Here is an 18,668-nt window from a genome sequence, read left to right on the forward strand (position 1 = left end):
GCCATTAAACTATCCCTAGGCGCCTTTGGCTGAAGAATTATTCGCCTTCAAACTCACAAAGTTTAACCAACTCAAGACCTAAGGCAGTTAAACGAGCCTCACCACCTAAATCAGGTAACGAAATCACAAAGGCGGCATCTTGCACTTCACCACCGAGTTGGCGGATAAGTTTTACCGTGGCTTCGATAGTACCGCCCGTGGCCAGCAAGTCGTCAACCACTAGCACTTTGTCGTTAGCGGTAATCGCATCGGTATGGATTTCAAGGCTATCGTGGCCATATTCCAGCTCGTAGCTTTGGCTAATCGTCGCGCGTGGCAGTTTACCTGGCTTACGAACTGGCACAAAACCAATACCTAATTCCAACGCCAAAGGTGCACCAAATAAGAAACCACGGGCTTCGGTACCCACAATCTTGGTAAAGCCTTTGTTGCGGTAATGCTCAACTAATAAATCAATAGTCGCTTTATAGGCTGCAGCATTTTCCAGCAGACTGGTCACATCGCGAAATAGAATCCCTTCCTTAGGATAATTAGGAATGGTTTTAATGCTTTGCTTTATCAAGGATAAGGTTTCTGTATTCATAGCCATTTAATTTAACTTAATCGTTTCGCCACGCTTATTGCTGGCAGTAAAAACAAAACGTCCACAGCGAGTGTGGACGAGCTTTAATAATTCGCACAAAGCTTATGCCGCTTTGGTTTGAGTTGCAACTAGCAGCGTATTCAAGTGACGAATTGGTTATCAATTTGTGCCTTAGATCAAATGTGCTTAGGATTCGATTTCAGGAATCGTTTTCAGATACCAGAGAAGCCCGATTGCCATGGTTAACAGCAACAATTTTACCCATACGATTGGCACAACAAGAATACTGACACTAAAACTGAGGCCAGAGAGTAGCATAGCCCTGCGTTTAAGGCCTGGGCGCATGGCTCGGTGCTCTTGCCACTGGGTGAGCGCATCGGCAAACCAAGGATGTGTCATTAACCACTGATGTAAGCGAGTGCTTGAACGGGCGAAGCAAAAAGCGGCGAGTAAAATAAACGGCACCGTCGGTAACAGTGGCACGATAATACCTAGCAGTCCAAGGCCCAGCGCAAGGCAGCCTATCAATAAAAACAAACCGCGTTTCAATATCATAGCGTGTAAATAATCATAGTTTGTAAATAATCATAGTGTGTAAATGCCTCGAACCTCAAAAACAAAAGCCACTCTCAGAGTGGCCAGTAGTATACTCAATTTGAGATTAAAACCTGCTTAAATTAAGCCTAATTGCTTTAACCAAGTCAGGCTTGCTGGTAGTGTCGGCAACAGTAAGACTAAAATAAAACCAATAAAATACATAACGTTAAATGGGTCTTTAAATGGCTGACTGCTCATTACAGCTCCTCAAATGTGTGCGTAGATAAGTGCGCGGGAATCATACAGTGATTAAGATCACAAAACGGGCGTCATTGTAGCGGTTTGCCACACCAACAAAAACCCTTTTTCTGTATGGTTATTACAATTATTTTGCGTACTTAAGCACCATGTCTTTCTATGTTCCGCGTACGATACCTTTAGCTGTTAGTTGCTCGAGTAACTGTAAACAACCTTGAGTTAATGTCTCTGTTAGCATTTGCGGATAAGTCGACACCAACCATTGAATCAATTCATCAAAGGTGCTCTGTCCCTTTTCGGTTAAATAACCCAGTACTTGCGCGCTTAAAGGCGTTAATTGCAAAAAGCCTACCTCACCTGCCTCATCCTGATACAGGCAAAAAAACACTGGCTGCGGCAGAGGATCTTCTGGGCGATAATCTTGCCGTATTTGCTGCACAGGATACTGGTATTGCGCCACGGTTGCCGTTGCGGCTAAACATAGATTTTGATGCGTAATTCCCTCTTTACCAATCAGGACTTGGCGGCTATCTTGCTGCGCAGTTGCCACTCTTAGTTCAAGCCATTCATAGTGCGCAAGTTCCAACATAAAGGGCGGATCAATGTCTATTGGAGAATATTGAAACTGCAGGAACTGTAAAAACTCCCCAGCAATATCGATAAAAATCGGTGATTTACAATCATGTCGACTAAAAAAAGCCTGCACTAAGGTTTGCCACTGCGCATCAGTGTATAAGCTTTTGAGTACGGGGAAAGCATTAGAAACAAAACCCATCACGTTATTAAAAAATAGCTCTCGGTAAACCTGCATCCGCTCAATGGGTACACCGATCGGCACGGAATTGTTAGGATCACGAATATAATCGATAAAGGATTGCTGTATTTGCTTAAAATCCATTAGGCAATCCTCTTCGCTAGATTTTTTTTGGCCTGAGCTTGGTAAGTATGAATTTGATTAATTTCATCCAATAAATGCGCTGTTGCCGGCAGATTAAAGTCACGCTCGAGCAAGGTGGGTAATACGCCATGCATGGCGTAGCAACTATCTAGGAGCGCCCATACAGGGGCGTTGATATCGCTGCCGTGGGTATCAATCAATAATTCTTCTGATTCTTTAAAATGTCCCGCGATATGCAAGTAGGCAATCCGCTCAGTTGGCATCGCCTTTAAAAATGCCGCCGCATCATATTGATGATTTATAGAGTTAACATAAATATTATTCACATCTAGCAGGAGTTTGCAGTCGGCTTCTTCTAGCACTGCCGTCAAAAACGCCAGCTCAGTCATCTGCGCACTGGGCGCCGCATAAAAGGAGACATTTTCCAAAATAAGCGGTCGTTCTAAAATATCTTCGACTTGCTTAACTCGCCGAGCGACATGCTTAACGGCGGCCTCGGTAAAAGGAATAGGCATCAGATCGTATAAATGACCAGCTCCTGAGCAGTAACTTAAATGCTCTGAATAGACATCAATTTGATGTAAGTCCATAAAAGCTTTGATACGGCGAACAAACTCAAGATCCAACGGCTCAGGGCTACCGATTGAGAGCGACAGACCATGGCAAAAAAAGGTATGTTGTTCAGTTAATTGTCTAAATTGTTTACCGTATTTTCCACCTAGCGTCATCCAGTTTTCAGGGGCAACCTCTAAAAAATCGATAGCACTCGGCAGCGATTGGCAAAACTCGCTGAGCATTTCACGCCGTAACCCTAATCCAACTAATCCACGATCTTGCATTGCTTTAACCCCTTTAATTTGGATGCTGCTTAACAAAGGCCAGCATAGGCTGGCCATGTGCTAGGGCAGTACCTCACGAAGTACAACTGAACTTATTTGACTTCCTTTTTTACGGCTTCAGTTTTAGCGTCAACTTTTTCAGCGGCTTTCTTCATATCAGCACCGCATTTACCCTCACCACATTTGCCTTCATGAGCTTTGTCTGCTGCTTTTTTCATATCGGCGCCACATTTTGCTTCACCACACTTACCTTCGTGAGCTTTGTCTGCCGCCGCTTTTTTCATATCTGCGCCACATTTTGCTTCACCGCATTTACCTTCTTTAGCTTTTTCTGCAGCCGCTTTTTTCATATCTGCACCGCATTTACCCTCACCGCACTTACCTTCAGAACCAACGAGTTGATATCCTGATTCCATGGTTTCAAAACCAAATAAATTTGTTTGCGCGTTAACAGTAAACGCTGAACCAACCACCACTGTACCTAATGCCACTGCAACCGCGGTTTGCTTAACTGATTTCATATTCTTGCTTCCTTTTATTGATTAATGGTGACCAACAATAGGGTTATCGTTGGCTTACTGCAAAAGACCTGCACCGCTTTAGTTTCATTTCAAAAAATATCACCAAATCACAGAAATTATCAAAATATGCTGATAGAAAGCTGAATTTAGCCAATTAAATAGCCATAAATAGTTGTCATTGTTGCCAAGCCTCTCTGCGCACTTTGTAACAGCAAGCCAATAGGATAGAATGCACGCCCTTTGTTCCTCTATATGGGTTTGTAGCAGTGCGGGTAATTTTGGCTCCGATGGAAGGCGTGGTTGATGACTTAATGCGAGATATTTTGTCGTCGATTAACCCTTACGATTTGCTTGTCACCGAATTTGTGCGCGTCGTTGACCAACTCTTACCTGAAAAGGTCTTTCTTAAACTCTGTCCAGAGCTACTGAGCGGTGGCTATACGCCATCGGGCACTCCAGTCCGCGTACAGCTTTTAGGCCAAGAACCTCATTGCATGGCCGAAAATGCCATGCGCGCAATTGAGCTTGGCTCCCACGGCGTAGATGCAAACTTTGGCTGTCCTGCCAAGATGGTCAATCGCAGTAATGGCGGCGCGGTGTTGCTGCAATACCCTAATACGATTCACGATATTGTGCGCGCCATGCGTCAAGCAGTGCCCGCTGAGCATCCGGTGACAGCCAAGATCCGTTTAGGCTACGAAGACAAATCCCTGTTTATGGAAAATGCGCTGGCCGTTTATGAAGCGGGCGCAACTGAGCTTGCTATCCATGCCCGCAGTAAGGTTGATGGTTACAAACCGCCCGCTTATTGGGAATACATCACTGAAGTGCGCAAACGTTTGCCAATACCGGTAATTGCCAACGGTGAGATTTGGAATAGTGACGACGCTAAACGTTGTATGGAAGTGACGGGGTGCGACAGCATCATGATTGGCCGTGGCGCGATCTCGCTCCCCAATCTTGCAGACACCATAAAAACCGGTGCCACGCCCTACAGTTGGGCTGACACGTTACAATTAATGCTCAGTTATACCCAAAGGGAGCTTAGTGGCCGTAAGAGTGATTATTATCCAGCGCGCATTAAGCAGTGGTTTAGTTATCTCAATCGCCAATATCCCGAGGCAGATGCCCTATTTCGGGAACTTAGGATCTATAAAACTACTGAAGACATTGTGCGTGTGCTAGAACAAGCGCAACAACATCTTAGCCAGTAACCCCATACAAAAGTGGTGGTTTTTTATGTTAACCACCACGTTACCCCTAAAAATCGTACAGATACTTGATCTTTATCATAGTCGTTGGTAGTGGAACTATTAGACTGAATGCCCAGAGTCAGATAAAACAGGCGATTTTACGTGAGCACCACCCATATCAGACAAGAATTGTCAGAGCTTGAAGCTAATCTAAGGAAGGAAATCGGCGCGCTCCCTCAGTTTATTGAAATACTTGGGACGCATTGTGCCAACCTCAGCCTAGGGGAACTCATCGACCGACTGGCACAGAGCCATCTTGCCGATCACCCGCTATTTTGCCGTTTAAACCGCCTCGATGCCGCATTCTGCCAACTTGACTTAGGTCTTTATGGCCTTTGTTCTGATTGCGAAACTGAAATCGAAGCTGAACGTTTAATGCAAGATCCTACCGAACAACGTTGCAGTTGCTGCGCTGAGCATTACCAGCATGAGCATCGTCATGAACTGCGCCTGAGTCATTAAGCAGCGTCTCTATATTCCACAAGCAAAATTCCACAAGCAAAAAAACCTCCGCAAGCGGAGGTTTGAGTTATCCAGGGAGAAGGATAACTTAAAACTTCTGGTTAATTCTCAAATAGTAAGTACGGCCCAACACATCATACAGTCCAACGTTTACATCACGGTAATCAGCATAGGTATAAAAGTTTGGTGCATCGGCATCAAACACATTATTCACCCCAACTGTGATTGAACCATTGTAAGCATGGTTATAGGCAAACTGGATGTTGTGTTTAAAGTAGTTTGAATAATCGACGTAAACATCGGTTTCTTCTAACTGATTGTAGTAATCAGCCGATTGACGACCAATATACACTACGGTCCAGGCCGCAGAAAAATCGTCATATTTCCAGCTGGTTGCAAAATTACCACGCCAATCAGGCGAATCAGTAAGCCCGGCATAATCAATCATTTCTGATTCGGCATTATCTTGCTTTTTAAAATCCAAAACATGGGTTAAATCGAGTCTGAAGTTGAAATCACCGATCCCCGTTTCTAGGTTATAAGCTGTGACAAAATCAATACCTGACGTTTCAACCGTCGCTAAGTTGCGCACACCCGCTTCAATATATTCAATCTTGCCATCGGCACCACGGTGAACATAGGGTGATGAACCATTTTTAATTTCATCACGCAGTATGTCGTTCACACTTATCGACTCAATTTTATTCTCGTAGGCAATCGAAAAGTAGGATAATTCGATATTCCAATTATCAGTAGCATTCCATACGCCACCTAACGTCAAGGAGTTACCCTCCTCGGCCTCAAGGTCGGGATTACCACCATACCAAGTTTTGTGTTGATTACTGGTCGCACAATAAACCGCATCCACATTACCTGGCTCATTACACCAAAGCGAATCGACGGCTTTTTCAAAACTTAAAGATTGTGAAGAGAACATTTCACCCATATTGGGTGCGCGGAAGGAGTCACCGTAACTGGCACGCAGTAACAAGCTATCCACGGGGCGCCAACTAATACCAAATTTAGGCACTACGGCATCAAAAGTTGATGAATTAACTACTTGCCCTTGGGCACCAGTGAGCGATCCTTCCTGTTCATAGCGCTCGTACCGAACGGCGGCCGATAACTCAACATTCGCGGGTAAGCCAACTTGGAATTCTAAATAAGCTGCACTTCGATCACGGGTTGCATCCACATCATCGCCACCCGAGCCACCTGAGATAATGCCCGAAGCGGACTCTGGATCACTGGTTTGCTTAAACTTAATCATTTCATATTCAAGCCCACCGACCATAGCAACAGAGACATCGCCATTATCAACAAGCAGCGTTGAAGCCAGTCCATCAATTTGAGTGCTTTCAAACTTACCTTGATACACGCCCGTATGAGCCGCCTTACGATACAGCTCAGTCATCTGCTGGTTCCACTGCTCATAACTCATGCCCGTGGTATTAAAAATATCGTACTGTTCAGAATCTATTCCTTGCTGAACTATCTCATCATTAATTAAATTGTAATTAAATGAATTCGTGGTTGAGCGGGAATGCTGTGCATTTAATTCCCAATCAATGCCATTGCCTAAATCCAGCGTACCAATAAAACCACCGAGAATATCGACATTATTGGTCTCAGTTAAGGTATCACGCTCGCCAATTTGGGCAGAGCGCATATAAAGTGTCATATCTTCCCCAACGGGGTTGAATTTATTATCAGCACTCATTACTGGATAATTTGTTGACACAGGTGTCCCTGCGTAACGCGTTTCAGTTTCAGCTAACGAGGCAGATGCACGACCGCGAAATTGAATACCGTCGGTAATTTCATAGGTAAAATTGGATAAAAAGGAATTACGGGTCTGATCACCAAATAATTTAGTCACTCTACCTGAATCATATAAACAGCGGCCCTTATTATTTCCATCGGTTGTATCGACGGTATTTTCAGTTTGGTCACAAATATCTGAATTGCTATACCAACTGCCATTACCTGTGCCATATTTACCATTTGGCACAGAACTAAAACCACTGTAGGTTGCGTAACTCGGATCGTCCATATTCCAAATATCACGATCCATGACGGCTTTGGTATCATAGTATTCATAGGTTAAGGTAATATTGCCTTTATCCGTATTATAACCTGTTGCAATGGATAAACGATTAGCATCACCGCCTTCAACACTAGGCTGCTCTGTACTGTAATCTAATTGCAAGCCATCAAATTCTTTTTTGGTAATAATGTTGATCACACCCGCAACAGCATCTGAACCATAAACAGCAGAGGCGCCATCACGTAGGATTTCAATGCGCTCGACTATCGCCATTGGAATTGAGGATGTGTCTGCAACAGAGCCCGAGCTTGAGCTCGTACCAGGCATACGGCGGCCATCGAGCAACACCAGCGTAGCAGACGAGCCTAGTCCGCGAAGATTAACATTACTTGTTGAGCTAGCACCTGACCCATAACCAGAAACGCCCCGCCATGAACCAAAGCTATTGATTGCCGAGTTATTCAAAACATCAGCAACGGTTTTTTCACCCGTCATCGCAATATCAGCCGCATTAATCACAGTGACAGGAGAAACGGTTTCCATATCCACCTGTTTAATACGTGATCCAGTGACTTCAATACGTTCAACTTTGGTATTTTCTTCTGCCGCAATCGTTATTCCAGATAATAAAACACTAGCAGAACCCATAGTGATTAGACTAGCGCGCACAGCTCTAGCTGCTAACGTTAGATGATGCATATATCTCTCCTTGAGGCTTAAATGAATAAACCCGTCTTGTTGTTATTTTAGTTAATTTTCAAGTTCCCTTGACGTATCAATACTGTTAATCAAAACGAATATCGACAACAACAAATAACAACAAAAAAACAAATTGATACATACACAGCAAATAAATTTTGAGTTTAAAACGTACAAAATTCAACCCAAACATAGCGTTAAAGGTCTTTAAGCAAATTTAAGCGATTATTGATAAACTGATACAAATAGAATCAATTGAACATCTCGCGTTACGAAATATCAATCTACTCAATTTAATATACATAGTTAGCAAAATGTATCGCTTTATTTTATGGTGATTTTAGGCTGTATCTAACGGATGGAAAAATAAACGAGCAAAATAAAAATGCCACTCAAATTGAGTGGCATTTTATTAACCGCTGTAGATTACTTAGCAGTAATCTTACAACCTTCTACACTTTCAGAGTTTTCATACACAATGTCACCTACTGGATTATAATCAGCTGCAACAATGGATTGTTTCTCTTTCAGGAAGGAATAAAGTAAATCGGCGTCTACATAACCTGTCTGGATTGGGCTCGCCAGTTTAGGATAACCGTCACCACCTGCAGCGTTAAAGCTAGGTACAGTGAATTTGTAGTTTGCTGTAGCGCTGAACTCTTTACCATTGATTTCATGGACTGTTGCTTTTTTAGCCACGCAATCAATGGTCATCTTCACGCCAGTAATTTGCGCATAACCACCAGAACCAATTTGTAAACTACCCACAGCCCCTAAATAATCAGCAGCCGCCGCACCAGTCATTTCGTTTAAGGTTACCATGTTGCCGAAAGGTTGAACGGTGAGTACATCACGGTAAGTAATGTTACCCGCTTTAATAGAAGCGCGCACACCACCAGAGTTCATCACGCCAAAATCAGCAGACACTTTAGCACTTTGTGCCATGGCTAACATACGGCCTAAGTTGGTTTGTTTGTTACGTACGTTTGCACGTTCACCATCAAGCAGCGCATCGGTAGTCGCAATCACTTCGTCTAACTTAGCTTGACCTTTCTCTTGATAGTAAGAAAGCAGCTCTTTTAACTCTGTATCAGGCTCAATCTTTTCACCAACGAGTACTTTTTTCTTGTTACCCGCTTCATCAGTGACTTCTTTAACTAAGTTCACTGGCACTAATTTATAGCTGGCTAAGTGAAGTTCACCATTAAAGTATTCAAAGTCAGCACGACCGACATACTTACCCCATTCGTGGGCTTGCATGATCCAAGTGCCATTTTGTTGATCTGGTGCGCAGGCATCGCCCGGTTTGAATGCTGCATAGGCCTTATTACCTGGCTCCATACAGACGGGATTTTGTGAATGACCACCAATCACCACTTGAAGTTCGCCTTCCTTAAGTGAACGGGCTAACGCCACATCACCAGGGGCATTGCTACCATTTTGGCCATCTGCGTAGTGACCCATATGCGTCACAGCAAAAATGATGTCTGCCGACTTAGCATCTTTGATTTCTTTGATGACTTTGGCAACTTCAGTCTTTGGATCTCTGAACTCTAATTCACTAATATATTCAGGGTTACCGATCTTAGCAGTGTCTTCAGTGGTTAGACCGATAACAGCTATTTTGACACCATTAACATCAAATATTTTATAGGCATCGAAATAGCGAGTACCATCAGTCTTATAAATGTTAGCCGCTAACATAGGGAATTCAGCAAGACTACGTTGCATGTCCACAATGGATAATGGATTATCAAACTCATGGTTACCGACCGCCATTGCGTCGTAACCAATTTTGTTCATACCAGTAAAGTCAGGAATCGCATCTTGTAAATCGGATTCAGGCACACCAGTGTTAATATCACCACCAGAAAGCAACAATGTTTGACCACCTTTCTTGCTGACTTCAGCACGAATTTGATCAACCAAAGTTTTCTGAGCAGCTAAACCATATTCACCATCTTTGTTTTCCCAAAAACGGCCATGGTTATCGTTTGTATGTAATACCGTAAATGTTTTACAGGCAGCACCCGCTTCGGCGCAAGTTGTTGGAACTTTGTCATCATCACTATTACAACCTGCTAACGCAGCAAGCACGGCAGTGGCAATTAATCCTTTAATAAGCTTATTTGTCATTACATCAACCCCTTGATTTTAATTATTTTATCATAGATAGATTGTGCGAGTACCATCAACTCTCGCGTCACGCATAATATCAAAGAATAAAGATGAATTGTGTCATTTTTATTAATAAACGTGACTTTAATGTGGGATTTTTGGCGAGTTTTAATACAGTTTTGTTTCAAATAAAAAATAAGCTAATCGACTTATTTTCACTTTTCGAATTTAATGACAATTAAAAATATAATTGTAAATTTTAATGCTTTAATTTAAGTAGCTTACAGAAGTTTCGCAGACAGCCGCATTGTTCTTTATAAAAAACATCAAGCGGCAAAAAATTGTTTACCGCATGATGATTTTATAAGCATTTAGATTTAACTACATTTCAAAACGCTGTTGTAACCAAGCACTAATCGCTTTTAATTGCACAGGAATAACTGAATGTGGCATCGGATAGGTTTGCCATTGCACCGGATATCCACCGGCAATTAATGCCTCTTTTGCCAACAATCCGGCTGATAACGGAACGACATCATCCTGCTCGCCATGCTGCTGCAAAATCGGCGTGTCAGCATTGGCTACAGTTAGTTGGCTTGGCAATACATCACCCGTTGGCAAATAGCAGGATAACGCCATAATACCGGCAAGTTTTTGAGGATAGCGTAATCCGGTAAACAGACTCATCACTCCGCCTTGGCTAAATCCCGCCAGCACAATGCGCTCACTTGGAATACCTGCGGCAATCTGTTCATCAATCAGCGCCTGAACGCTTAATTCTGATGCCATCACGCCCTGCATATCCGCTCTATCATGCAAGTCCATACTTTTAATGTCATACCAAGCACGCATAATATAACCACCATTGATGGTGACCGCCTGCTCAGGTGCATGGGGAAAAATAAAGCGAATACTGTGATCCGCTGGCAACCCTAGCGCAGGTACAACGGGGGCAAAACCAGCACCAGAATCGCCTAACCCATGAAGCCAGACCACAACCGCGGTCGCCTCAACTTGGGGTTCAATCACAATACGTTCGAGCGTCATACTGATAAATCCTTTCTAAATCAAATTGAAAATTAAGGTTAAACGTCAAGCACATTTGGCAATAATCAAATGTGCTTACAAATAATCGATCCCGAGGAGTGCTTGTAACGCATCGAGCTGTTCCGCGTTATCTAATTTCATGCTCCAACGCACGCCGCCACCATTGGCGATGATCATTGGAGGGTCAAGCCTAAGGCTAATATCTTCGGCACTCGCTTGAAGCACAACATTGGCCACGCTTAATCTGATCTGTACTTCAAACTCTGTTGCTATCAGCTTACCCTGTGAAAAATCCAGTACCATAGTTGTCCTGTTGTAGCTATAAGACATTGTGAACACGCGTCATGATAACAAAGTTATATCGCTGGGATGTACTTTTACATACCCGATAACCTCTATGAGCCAAGTCGCTTTGCATCCCCCTGCAAGAGTTAAATAGCACACTCTGGCGTGCGTTTTCGTAAAAGAGTAACCTTTCCTCAACGTCAACCTCATCCCAAATTAAGTTTGATTACATTTTAGTGTCAGCTAAATAGCCCCAAACCTACTGAGTTCGAGTAAACTCACGCCCCAACGAATACAGTCGCCCGCGGCGATCGCGTTTTACACCATACAAGAATCACAACACTGGGTGGTTATATGTTTTTATCCCGTCGTACCCTCATTAGCAGTGCCCTGTTGCTACTGCTGCCATTAGTACAATATGCCAATGCAACCAATAGCTTACCTAATAGTAATGTTGCTAGCGTCGCCTCCAGCCAATTGCATACTGCCACCGATGAACTGACCTTTGCCAATTACCAACAAGTAAGTATTCGCCACATTGAACTCGCATTAAATGTGGATTTTGCGCAGCAACAACTTTCGGGCAACGCCATTCTCGAGCTAGATTGGCATAAAGCAGGCAAGATGCTGGTGTTAGATACCCGTGACCTGACGATTAACAGTGTCAGCATGTTAAATGCAAACGGCCAATGGCAATCCGTGCCCTTTAGTTTAGGTGCGACCGATAAGGTCAAAGGCGCAGCGCTCACCATCAATCTGCCTCAAGAGCGAGTCGCTAAGATCAAAGTTAATTACCATACATCCAAGAATCCATCAGGCATTCAGTGGTTAACTCCAGAGCAAACCCAAGGTAAGCAATGGCCATTTATGTTTAGCCAGAGCCAAGCCATCCATGCCAGGAGCTGGATCCCGCTGCAAGATACACCCGCAGTGCGCCAAACCTACAGCGCCACAGTCACAGCGAAGCAAGGTATTAGTGTCGTGATGAGTGCCGACCGAGAGAGTATGTCTGCAACGCAAACCCAATTCACTATGCCGCAGGCGATTCCTGCCTACTTGATTGCCATTGCTGCGGGACACCTGCAATTTGCCGCCTTAGACGACACCTCAGGCATTTGGGCTGAGCCAGAAATGCTTGCCAAGGCCAGCAAAGAATTTGCCGATACGCCGGAGATGATCGCCATCGCCGCCAAACGTTACGGCGATTACCGCTGGGGTCGATACGATCTGTTGATCCTCCCGCCCAGCTTCCCCTTCGGCGGGATGGAAAATCCGCGATTATCCTTTATTACTCCCACAGTCATCGCGGGAGATAAAAGCTTAGTGAGTTTAATTGCCCACGAGCTGGCCCATTCTTGGTCGGGCAATTTAGTCACTAACGCCACCTGGCGCGATCTCTGGCTCAACGAAGGTTTTACCACCTATGTGGAAAACCGGATTATGGAAGATCTCTATGGCCGCGACCGTGCATTGATGGAGCAAACCATTAGTTACTCAGAGCTGCTGGCAGAATTAGCCGAGTTACCCGCAGGCGACACCGTACTGCATATTGACTTAGGTGAGCGCGATCCCGACGATGCCTTTAGCGGCGTGCCCTATGTCAAAGGACAATTATTCCTGCGTTTCCTTGAGCAAAAGTTCGGCCGTGAACGCTTCGATAACTTTGTCAAAAGTTACTTTGATCATTTTGCGTTTCAAAGCATTACCACGGAGCAGTTCCGCAATTACCTCACGCAGCAGTTATTGCAAAAATATCCCAATATCGTCAGCGAGTCCGAAGTGGATACTTGGGTTGAGGGACAAGGTTTACCTAGCTTTTTAGTGCCCCCCAACTCACACGCCTTCGATGATATCGATGCCCAGCGCCAAGCATGGTTAGAAGGCAAGCGTGCCGCCAGCGCCCTAAACACTCAGGACTGGACTGTGCATCAATGGCTACGCTTTATTAATGAAATGCCAAGGCTAAATCTCACTGAGCAACAATTAGCCGAGTTAGATAAGGCCTTTCATTTTACTGGCACCCACAATAATGAAATCGCCTTTGCTTGGTATGCCCTCGCCCTCGATAACGGATACTACAGTGTCTTACCAGCACTGAAACAACATTTAACCGAGATTGGCCGGCGCAGGCTGATTGTGCCCTTGTACCAAAAACTGGCGAGCAGCGAGCACTATGACTGGGCTAAAGCCATCTACCTTGCGGCGCGCAGCGGCTACCATCCACAGACTCAAGCCAGTTTAGATATGATGTTTAGCGATACCCCGATTGAACACGAGCATTAACCGCAAGTGAAGATTGATCTGGAGTGTGAAAACTAAGAATTAAGTCAATTCATCGCAGTAAGCGCGGTAAAGAGCGGTTTGAGGTGAATTTACCGTCACGAAATGAGGTTAAAGCAGAATTCAAATAATAACCCAACAAAAAAGCCCAAACTTAGGTTTGGGCTTTGCTTTATCATCGGCAGGTGATTGTATCGCAGCACTTAAAATGCGCTAGCAGCGCTATCAAACATCACATTCTGACCGATTAGTGGTGATGACCACCGACACCATGAGCATGACCGTGGGCGATTTCTTCATCGGTCGCATCTCGGGCGCCAACCACTTCGATATCGAAGGTTAAGTCACGGCCCGCTAATGGATGGTTAACATCCACGGTCGCCATAAATTTACCGACTTTTACGATTGTAACTTGACGTTGACCGTGGTCAGTATGAACTACCGCCGTCATACCTGGCTTCCAAACACTTGCGCCTAACAGGTGCTTTACCGATACACGTTGCTGCGCCGCTTCACCTTCAATACGTTGACCATAGGTTTCAGTGCATGGCAGCGTCACTGTGAACTTTTCACCAACCGCTTTACCATTAATCGCATTCTCAACACCAGGCATCATGTTGTCATGACCGTGTAAATAAGCGATAGGCTCGCGACCTTCGTTCGTCTCGATCACTTCGCCTTTTTCGTCGCGCAGGGTGTAATTAAACTGCACAACCATATCGTCTTTAATGTTCATCGAATATCCTTTGACTTGCTTCGATTTCAAATGTCGGCCGAGCTTAACAAAACTGGCCTTTGCACTCCACTGTTTTATCCCTACAAAACCACTGCGCCAATGGAGCGCAGTGGTTGCTTCAAGCATTGTCTGCGGGCGATGACCTATAACGAGGCGTCTATCAGAGTGAAATACCTAGGGCAGTAAAGACTTCAGGACTTGGGAAACCATCGGCAATCATATTATTACTGCGTTGGAATGCTTGGATCCCCGCAGTCGAATTGCGGCCTAACACACCATCAGGTTTACCAACATCAAAGCCGGATTCATTCAGTTTGGTTTGTAACTGTTTGATTTGCTCGCGGCTCAAACGTGGCTGCTCGGGCGGCGCGACTTTTAATGGTTCGCCGCCATTAATTCTATCAGCCAAATGGCCCACGGTAATGGCGTAAAACTCCGAGCGATTCCAACGCATAATCACATTGAAGTTTTCATAGCCTAAAAACGCAGGTCCAGTGTGACCTGAAGGCAAATATAGCGCGGCCTTCATATCAATAGCGGGCAAAGACAATCCATTCGTTTGCCGCACAGATTGCGCAGCCCATTGTGACAGAGGCTGCGCCTCTTTAGCCCCAAGATGTTGGTAGCTAAAATTGTTTGGCAATAATACTTCGCGGCCCCAACGCTCGTTACGCTGCCAGCCTAAGTGTTGTAGAAAGTTAGCCGCTGATGTGAGGGCATCCTCTGTGCTATTCCACAGATCCGCTTTACCGTCTCCATCGCCATCGATGGCATATTTAGCATAAGCCGAGGGCATAAATTGAGTATGCCCCATGGCGCCCGCCCAAGAGCCCACCATAGTGCTCTTATCAAAGCCATATTTTTCTTTAAGCTTAAGCGCTTGCATCAGCTCAGTCGTAAAATAATCACTTCGACGAGGCTCACAGGCTAAGGTTGCAAGGGAATCTAAGACGGACATTTTGCCTTTATAAGAACCATAGTTGGTCTCTAGTCCCCAAAAAGACAGAATGTATTGTGGCTGTACGCCGTATTGCTGCGCGAGTTTATCAAGCAATACTCGGTGTTTTTTAAGTAAACGTCGACCTTCATTAACTCGCCAATCCGTTGCCCGTTTGGTGAAATAGTTCGTGAAGGTTTGACTAAATTCAGGCTGAGCTTGATCAAGCTCAATCACCTTAGGTACAAACTGTAGGCTTGCCACTGTATTGTTAATCGTCTCTTCAGATAGACCTTCACGTTGCGCGCGCGCCTGAAGGTTTGCAACACACGTCGGAAAGGCGGCCGCATGGCTGGCGATAATCTCGTTCAATTGCACGTCTTGCGCGGCTTGCGCCTGTTCGATAGCAATTTGACTATTATTGTCAGACGTAGCATTAGCGGTCGGCGCGCTAGAACAAGCACTTAAGCTAACACAGGCCGTGATGCTCGCTGCAAGAGAGTACATGCCTTTTGCTTTCATCAAATCAATTACTCCTCAATTCAGTGCTAAGGTATGCCTTAGCTGAGCAAGACACGAGTTGGGATCGACTCATGCCAAGAGAGATACGATTTTTAGCCACAAAGCAGTTGCTGGCTTAATTCAAGGATAAACGAGAATGAACAACGGCTAAAAATCCACAAAGGTATTTTCTCCCCCACTGGAAATCCTCCAGATGCGCGTAATTCCGGTTAACCCGATTTACGCCTCTAGAGCGCACATCCTGACCGATAGCGCCCGTCAACACAATGCTCATCACCATAAATACACGGATAAATTCGCTTATTGCTCAGTTAAACAACAGCGAAAAAATCTTAACAAAGAATCCCTTGGTCTATCTAGCCGTTGCCGTATAATGGGTGAGTTAATAGCAACTTCAAAGAGACCTATCATGACTGAAATCAACGCGGCTTTAGCTGGCTTTATCGAAAACGTAAAAGAGCATCAAACACTGTGGGGTTTGATGGATGAAACAGGCGAAGGATGGGTGGTTTGTGACTCAGGCGAGTTCGAAGACACTGATGTAATGCCTTTGTGGTCAAGCGAAGCGCAGGCAAAATCCCACTGCACCGAAGAATGGAAAGACTACCAAGCCGTTGCGATTAGCCTTGAAGAATTTCTTGAATACTGGGTATTCGATTTAAATGATGATGGCGTGCTCATTGGCGTTGATTGGCAAAGCGATGAAGAATGTTTAGAACTCGATCCTATCGTACTTGCCAAAAATTTAGTTGATGTTGAAGAAGCTTAATTTTCTCAGCGTCATGCTTAACACATCAAGGCCAGAGGAACTCTGGCCTTGATGTTGCCTATTACTTGTATCGATATTCCCTTCGATAAGCGCCACCTTTGCTGGTTTTGTGGTGAACCTTGTAAAGATTTTTTTGAATATCATGCAACGCCGCATGCGCCCCATCCTTCCCTTGCCGTGCCTTGCTGCAGCGAATGCTTAAAACTGGCGAAACAACATCCCTTAACCTCAATTTGGGACTGCCGAATGGCGGTTAAAGATGCCTTAATGGCCCTTTACGCTAAACATTTAGCCATTGGCATTAATTGGACAGAAGCGGAACTCGCCGAGTCTGAGTTTTCCTGCAAAGTGTTTGAAGGCTTTAAAAAAAGTGCTTGGATGATGTATCAAATTGCCCGCGACAGGATCAACTTTCCCGGATGGCCCATTCTGCTTGAAGGCGTTGACCTCGAATGTCAACAAGACAGTACTCAGTTTGAGTTCGATGGCGTAAGCTATTCATCATTGCCTGCTGCCATTCACTACTACAGCAAACAATTTTGCTTAGATTCAGCCTTTTTTGCAGAATTACTTAGGCTCGTTGGTAAACATCGATTTAGCTACGCACTCAGGCTTGCACGTATCCACATTGCCGCGGAGAAAGAAATGAAGCGCCAAGTGTTAGCCGATGTCAAAGCAGAATTAAGCGAGTAGCCACCCAAACTAAAACCTTATGTTTGTAAAGGCAGCCACTCATTTAGATGAAGTTATTTACCGAGAACTTGTTTTAACCTGTCCTGTACGACTTCGACCAGTAAATCAGGTTGGAATTTAGAAATAAAACGATCACAGCCCACCTTCTCCACCATCGCATTGTTAAAGCTACCGCTCAGCGAAGTATTTAGCGTGATAAATAAGTCCGCCATAGCCTTATCATTACGGACTTCATAGGTCAGTTTGTAACCATCCATTTCAGGCATTTCGGCATCGGTGATCATCATGAGCAGTTCTTTGGCGACATTCTTACCTTCATCGCGCCATTTTTGCAGTAAATGTAACGCCTGCAACCCATCGGAGGCTTCGATAATTTCAATACCCAATTGGCCAAGCGTTTCACGCACTTGCCGCCTTGCCGTCGATGAATCGTCTACAATCAATATTTTCCGGCCGGGCATTTTGTCTAACAAGCTCTCATCTAACACACCTTCAGATAGGCTAATATCGTAATGGACAATTTCAGCCAGCACCTTCTCCACATCGATAATTGAAACCAATTGCGACTGGCCTTGATACTCGATTCGGGTGATTGCGGTAAGATAATTATTCCGACCCGCCGTTTTCGGCGGCGGCATAATATCACTCCACGTCATATTGATAATATGCTCGACTTTACCGACTAAAAATCCCTGCACACTGCGGTTATATTCAGTGATGATCATATTGGCATTATCATCTGGCGGCACAGGTTTGAAGCCAATGGCCGAACGCAAATCAATCACCGGAATAGACATTCCTCGAATATTGGCTACACCAGAAATATGCGGATGGCTCCCAGGCATAGCGTTAAGGTGTGGTAGTTTAACGACTTCTTTAACTTTAAAGACGTTAATCGCAAATAGCTGCATCGAATTAATGCGAAACAGCAGCAGTTCAAGCCGATTTTCACCGACGAGATTGGTGCGTTGATCTACCGTTGCCAAGACATTTGCCATAATGCGACTTCTCTACTCTGGGGAGGAAGAACTTCCCTCAGCTGCTAAGGATTAAGCTAAATTATAGCGGCAAACTCGCAATGAGAACCATGTGATATGTCGATTTTATCTAAAAATTACAATCACTCTGATGCGAAAACTGCTCATTTCTCGGGCAAGCAGTTTACAGAACAAACAATCAACCCA

The 18,668-nt window shown here is 44.6% G+C and carries 18 protein-coding genes; 5 read left to right on the top strand and 13 right to left on the bottom strand.

Features of this window, described 5'->3' with window-relative positions; translation table 11 throughout:
* Window positions 1-37 precede the first annotated feature (37 nt).
* The 6 genes from apt to JM642_RS11675 form a co-directional block, all read right to left on the bottom strand.
* Window positions 38-589, bottom strand: coding sequence for an adenine phosphoribosyltransferase (gene apt / locus JM642_RS11655; RefSeq protein WP_023265726.1), 552 nt, complete (start codon window positions 587-589; stop codon window positions 38-40).
* Between the two features lie 180 nt (window positions 590-769).
* Window positions 770-1,138 carry a YbaN family protein gene (locus JM642_RS11660; protein WP_037417764.1) on the bottom strand — a complete coding sequence of 123 codons (369 nt, stop codon included), beginning with the start codon at window positions 1,136-1,138 and terminating at the stop codon, window positions 770-772.
* 117 nt (window positions 1,139-1,255) lie between these two features.
* Window positions 1,256-1,378 (bottom strand): hypothetical protein, encoded by a 123-nt coding sequence (locus JM642_RS20475; RefSeq protein WP_011072094.1) that lies wholly within the window; start codon window positions 1,376-1,378, stop codon window positions 1,256-1,258.
* A gap of 157 nt (window positions 1,379-1,535) precedes the next feature.
* A complete protein-coding gene (locus tag JM642_RS11665) occupies window positions 1,536-2,276 on the bottom strand; it encodes a putative DNA-binding domain-containing protein (RefSeq protein WP_203431847.1) in 741 nt (246 codons plus the stop codon).
* Entirely contained in the window at window positions 2,276-3,115 is an 840-nt protein-coding gene (locus JM642_RS11670; protein WP_047540409.1) for a DUF692 domain-containing protein, read from the bottom strand. The genes JM642_RS11665 and JM642_RS11670 overlap by 1 nt, the downstream gene beginning before the upstream one ends.
* Before the next feature lie 92 nt (window positions 3,116-3,207).
* A complete protein-coding gene (locus JM642_RS11675; RefSeq protein ID WP_037417772.1) occupies window positions 3,208-3,636 on the bottom strand; it encodes a hypothetical protein in 429 nt (142 codons plus the stop codon).
* A gap of 266 nt (window positions 3,637-3,902) precedes the next feature.
* Between JM642_RS11675 and JM642_RS11680 the strand changes: the two genes are divergently transcribed.
* Both JM642_RS11680 and JM642_RS11685 read left to right on the top strand, forming a co-directional pair.
* Window positions 3,903-4,850 carry a tRNA-dihydrouridine synthase gene (locus tag JM642_RS11680; RefSeq protein ID WP_203431848.1) on the top strand — a complete coding sequence of 316 codons (948 nt, stop codon included), beginning with the start codon at window positions 3,903-3,905 and terminating at the stop codon, window positions 4,848-4,850.
* Between the two features lie 141 nt (window positions 4,851-4,991).
* On the top strand, window positions 4,992-5,351 hold the full coding sequence (locus tag JM642_RS11685; RefSeq protein ID WP_037417804.1) for a TraR/DksA C4-type zinc finger protein: 360 nt from the start codon (window positions 4,992-4,994) through the stop codon (window positions 5,349-5,351).
* A gap of 88 nt (window positions 5,352-5,439) precedes the next feature.
* Here the strand turns inward: JM642_RS11685 and JM642_RS11690 are convergent, their stop codons facing one another.
* The 4 genes from JM642_RS11690 to JM642_RS11705 form a co-directional block, all read right to left on the bottom strand.
* A complete protein-coding gene (locus tag JM642_RS11690; protein WP_203431849.1) occupies window positions 5,440-8,097 on the bottom strand; it encodes a TonB-dependent receptor in 2,658 nt (885 codons plus the stop codon).
* Between the two features lie 426 nt (window positions 8,098-8,523).
* On the bottom strand, window positions 8,524-10,233 hold the full coding sequence (gene ushA / locus JM642_RS11695) for a bifunctional UDP-sugar hydrolase/5'-nucleotidase UshA (RefSeq protein WP_069454797.1): 1,710 nt from the start codon (window positions 10,231-10,233) through the stop codon (window positions 8,524-8,526).
* Between the two features lie 363 nt (window positions 10,234-10,596).
* Window positions 10,597-11,262 carry an alpha/beta hydrolase-fold protein gene (locus JM642_RS11700; RefSeq protein WP_139122647.1) on the bottom strand — a complete coding sequence of 222 codons (666 nt, stop codon included), beginning with the start codon at window positions 11,260-11,262 and terminating at the stop codon, window positions 10,597-10,599.
* Between the two features lie 75 nt (window positions 11,263-11,337).
* Window positions 11,338-11,565: a DUF3389 domain-containing protein gene (locus JM642_RS11705; protein WP_037425292.1), complete on the bottom strand. Its 228-nt coding sequence runs from the start codon at window positions 11,563-11,565 to the stop codon at window positions 11,338-11,340.
* Window positions 11,566-11,901: 336 nt separating this feature from the next.
* On the opposite strand from JM642_RS11705, the gene JM642_RS11710 reads away from it, so the two are divergent.
* Window positions 11,902-13,830, top strand: coding sequence for a M1 family metallopeptidase (locus JM642_RS11710; protein WP_037425295.1), 1,929 nt, complete (start codon window positions 11,902-11,904; stop codon window positions 13,828-13,830).
* 244 nt (window positions 13,831-14,074) lie between these two features.
* On the opposite strand, the gene JM642_RS11715 is transcribed toward JM642_RS11710, so the two are convergent.
* Window positions 14,075-14,563 carry a peptidylprolyl isomerase gene (locus tag JM642_RS11715; protein ID WP_037425387.1) on the bottom strand — a complete coding sequence of 163 codons (489 nt, stop codon included), beginning with the start codon at window positions 14,561-14,563 and terminating at the stop codon, window positions 14,075-14,077.
* A gap of 160 nt (window positions 14,564-14,723) precedes the next feature.
* Entirely contained in the window at window positions 14,724-16,025 is a 1,302-nt protein-coding gene (locus tag JM642_RS11720; RefSeq protein ID WP_239000437.1) for a lytic murein transglycosylase, read from the bottom strand.
* 406 nt (window positions 16,026-16,431) lie between these two features.
* On the opposite strand from JM642_RS11720, the gene JM642_RS11725 reads away from it, so the two are divergent.
* Together JM642_RS11725 and JM642_RS11730 are read left to right on the top strand one after the other, a co-directional pair.
* Entirely contained in the window at window positions 16,432-16,791 is a 360-nt protein-coding gene (locus tag JM642_RS11725; RefSeq protein WP_037425300.1) for a DUF2750 domain-containing protein, read from the top strand.
* Between the two features lie 51 nt (window positions 16,792-16,842).
* Window positions 16,843-17,484: a hypothetical protein gene (locus tag JM642_RS11730; RefSeq protein ID WP_203431850.1), complete on the top strand. Its 642-nt coding sequence runs from the start codon at window positions 16,843-16,845 to the stop codon at window positions 17,482-17,484.
* Between the two features lie 53 nt (window positions 17,485-17,537).
* Here JM642_RS11730 and JM642_RS11735 read toward each other — a convergent pair whose 3' ends face one another.
* Entirely contained in the window at window positions 17,538-18,482 is a 945-nt protein-coding gene (locus JM642_RS11735) for a chemotaxis protein CheV (protein WP_037417686.1), read from the bottom strand.
* Window positions 18,483-18,668: the final 186 nt, after the last annotated feature.

Origin of the sequence: Shewanella sp. LZH-2, assembly GCF_016859145.1 — a bacterium.
In the GTDB taxonomy this organism is placed as follows: domain Bacteria; phylum Pseudomonadota; class Gammaproteobacteria; order Enterobacterales; family Shewanellaceae; genus Shewanella; species Shewanella xiamenensis.

Bases quoted from the DNA above. Each gene is read 5' to 3' on its own strand.
- apt (WP_023265726.1), bottom strand. From the start codon at position 589: ATGGCTATGAATACAGAAACCTTATCCTTGATAAAGCAAAGCATTAAA.
- JM642_RS11660 (WP_037417764.1), bottom strand. From the start codon at position 1,138: ATGATATTGAAACGCGGTTTGTTTTTATTGATAGGCTGCCTTGCGCTG.
- JM642_RS20475 (WP_011072094.1), bottom strand. From the start codon at position 1,378: ATGAGCAGTCAGCCATTTAAAGACCCATTTAACGTTATGTATTTTATT.
- JM642_RS11665 (WP_203431847.1), bottom strand. From the start codon at position 2,276: ATGGATTTTAAGCAAATACAGCAATCCTTTATCGATTATATTCGTGAT.
- JM642_RS11670 (WP_047540409.1), bottom strand. From the start codon at position 3,115: ATGCAAGATCGTGGATTAGTTGGATTAGGGTTACGGCGTGAAATGCTC.
- JM642_RS11675 (WP_037417772.1), bottom strand. From the start codon at position 3,636: ATGAAATCAGTTAAGCAAACCGCGGTTGCAGTGGCATTAGGTACAGTG.
- JM642_RS11690 (WP_203431849.1), bottom strand. From the start codon at position 8,097: ATGCATCATCTAACGTTAGCAGCTAGAGCTGTGCGCGCTAGTCTAATC.
- ushA (WP_069454797.1), bottom strand. From the start codon at position 10,233: ATGACAAATAAGCTTATTAAAGGATTAATTGCCACTGCCGTGCTTGCT.
- JM642_RS11700 (WP_139122647.1), bottom strand. From the start codon at position 11,262: ATGACGCTCGAACGTATTGTGATTGAACCCCAAGTTGAGGCGACCGCG.
- JM642_RS11705 (WP_037425292.1), bottom strand. From the start codon at position 11,565: ATGGTACTGGATTTTTCACAGGGTAAGCTGATAGCAACAGAGTTTGAA.
- JM642_RS11710 (WP_037425295.1), top strand. From the start codon at position 11,902: ATGTTTTTATCCCGTCGTACCCTCATTAGCAGTGCCCTGTTGCTACTG.
- JM642_RS11715 (WP_037425387.1), bottom strand. From the start codon at position 14,563: ATGAACATTAAAGACGATATGGTTGTGCAGTTTAATTACACCCTGCGC.
- JM642_RS11725 (WP_037425300.1), top strand. From the start codon at position 16,432: ATGACTGAAATCAACGCGGCTTTAGCTGGCTTTATCGAAAACGTAAAA.
- JM642_RS11730 (WP_203431850.1), top strand. From the start codon at position 16,843: ATGTTGCCTATTACTTGTATCGATATTCCCTTCGATAAGCGCCACCTT.
- JM642_RS11735 (WP_037417686.1), bottom strand. From the start codon at position 18,482: ATGGCAAATGTCTTGGCAACGGTAGATCAACGCACCAATCTCGTCGGT.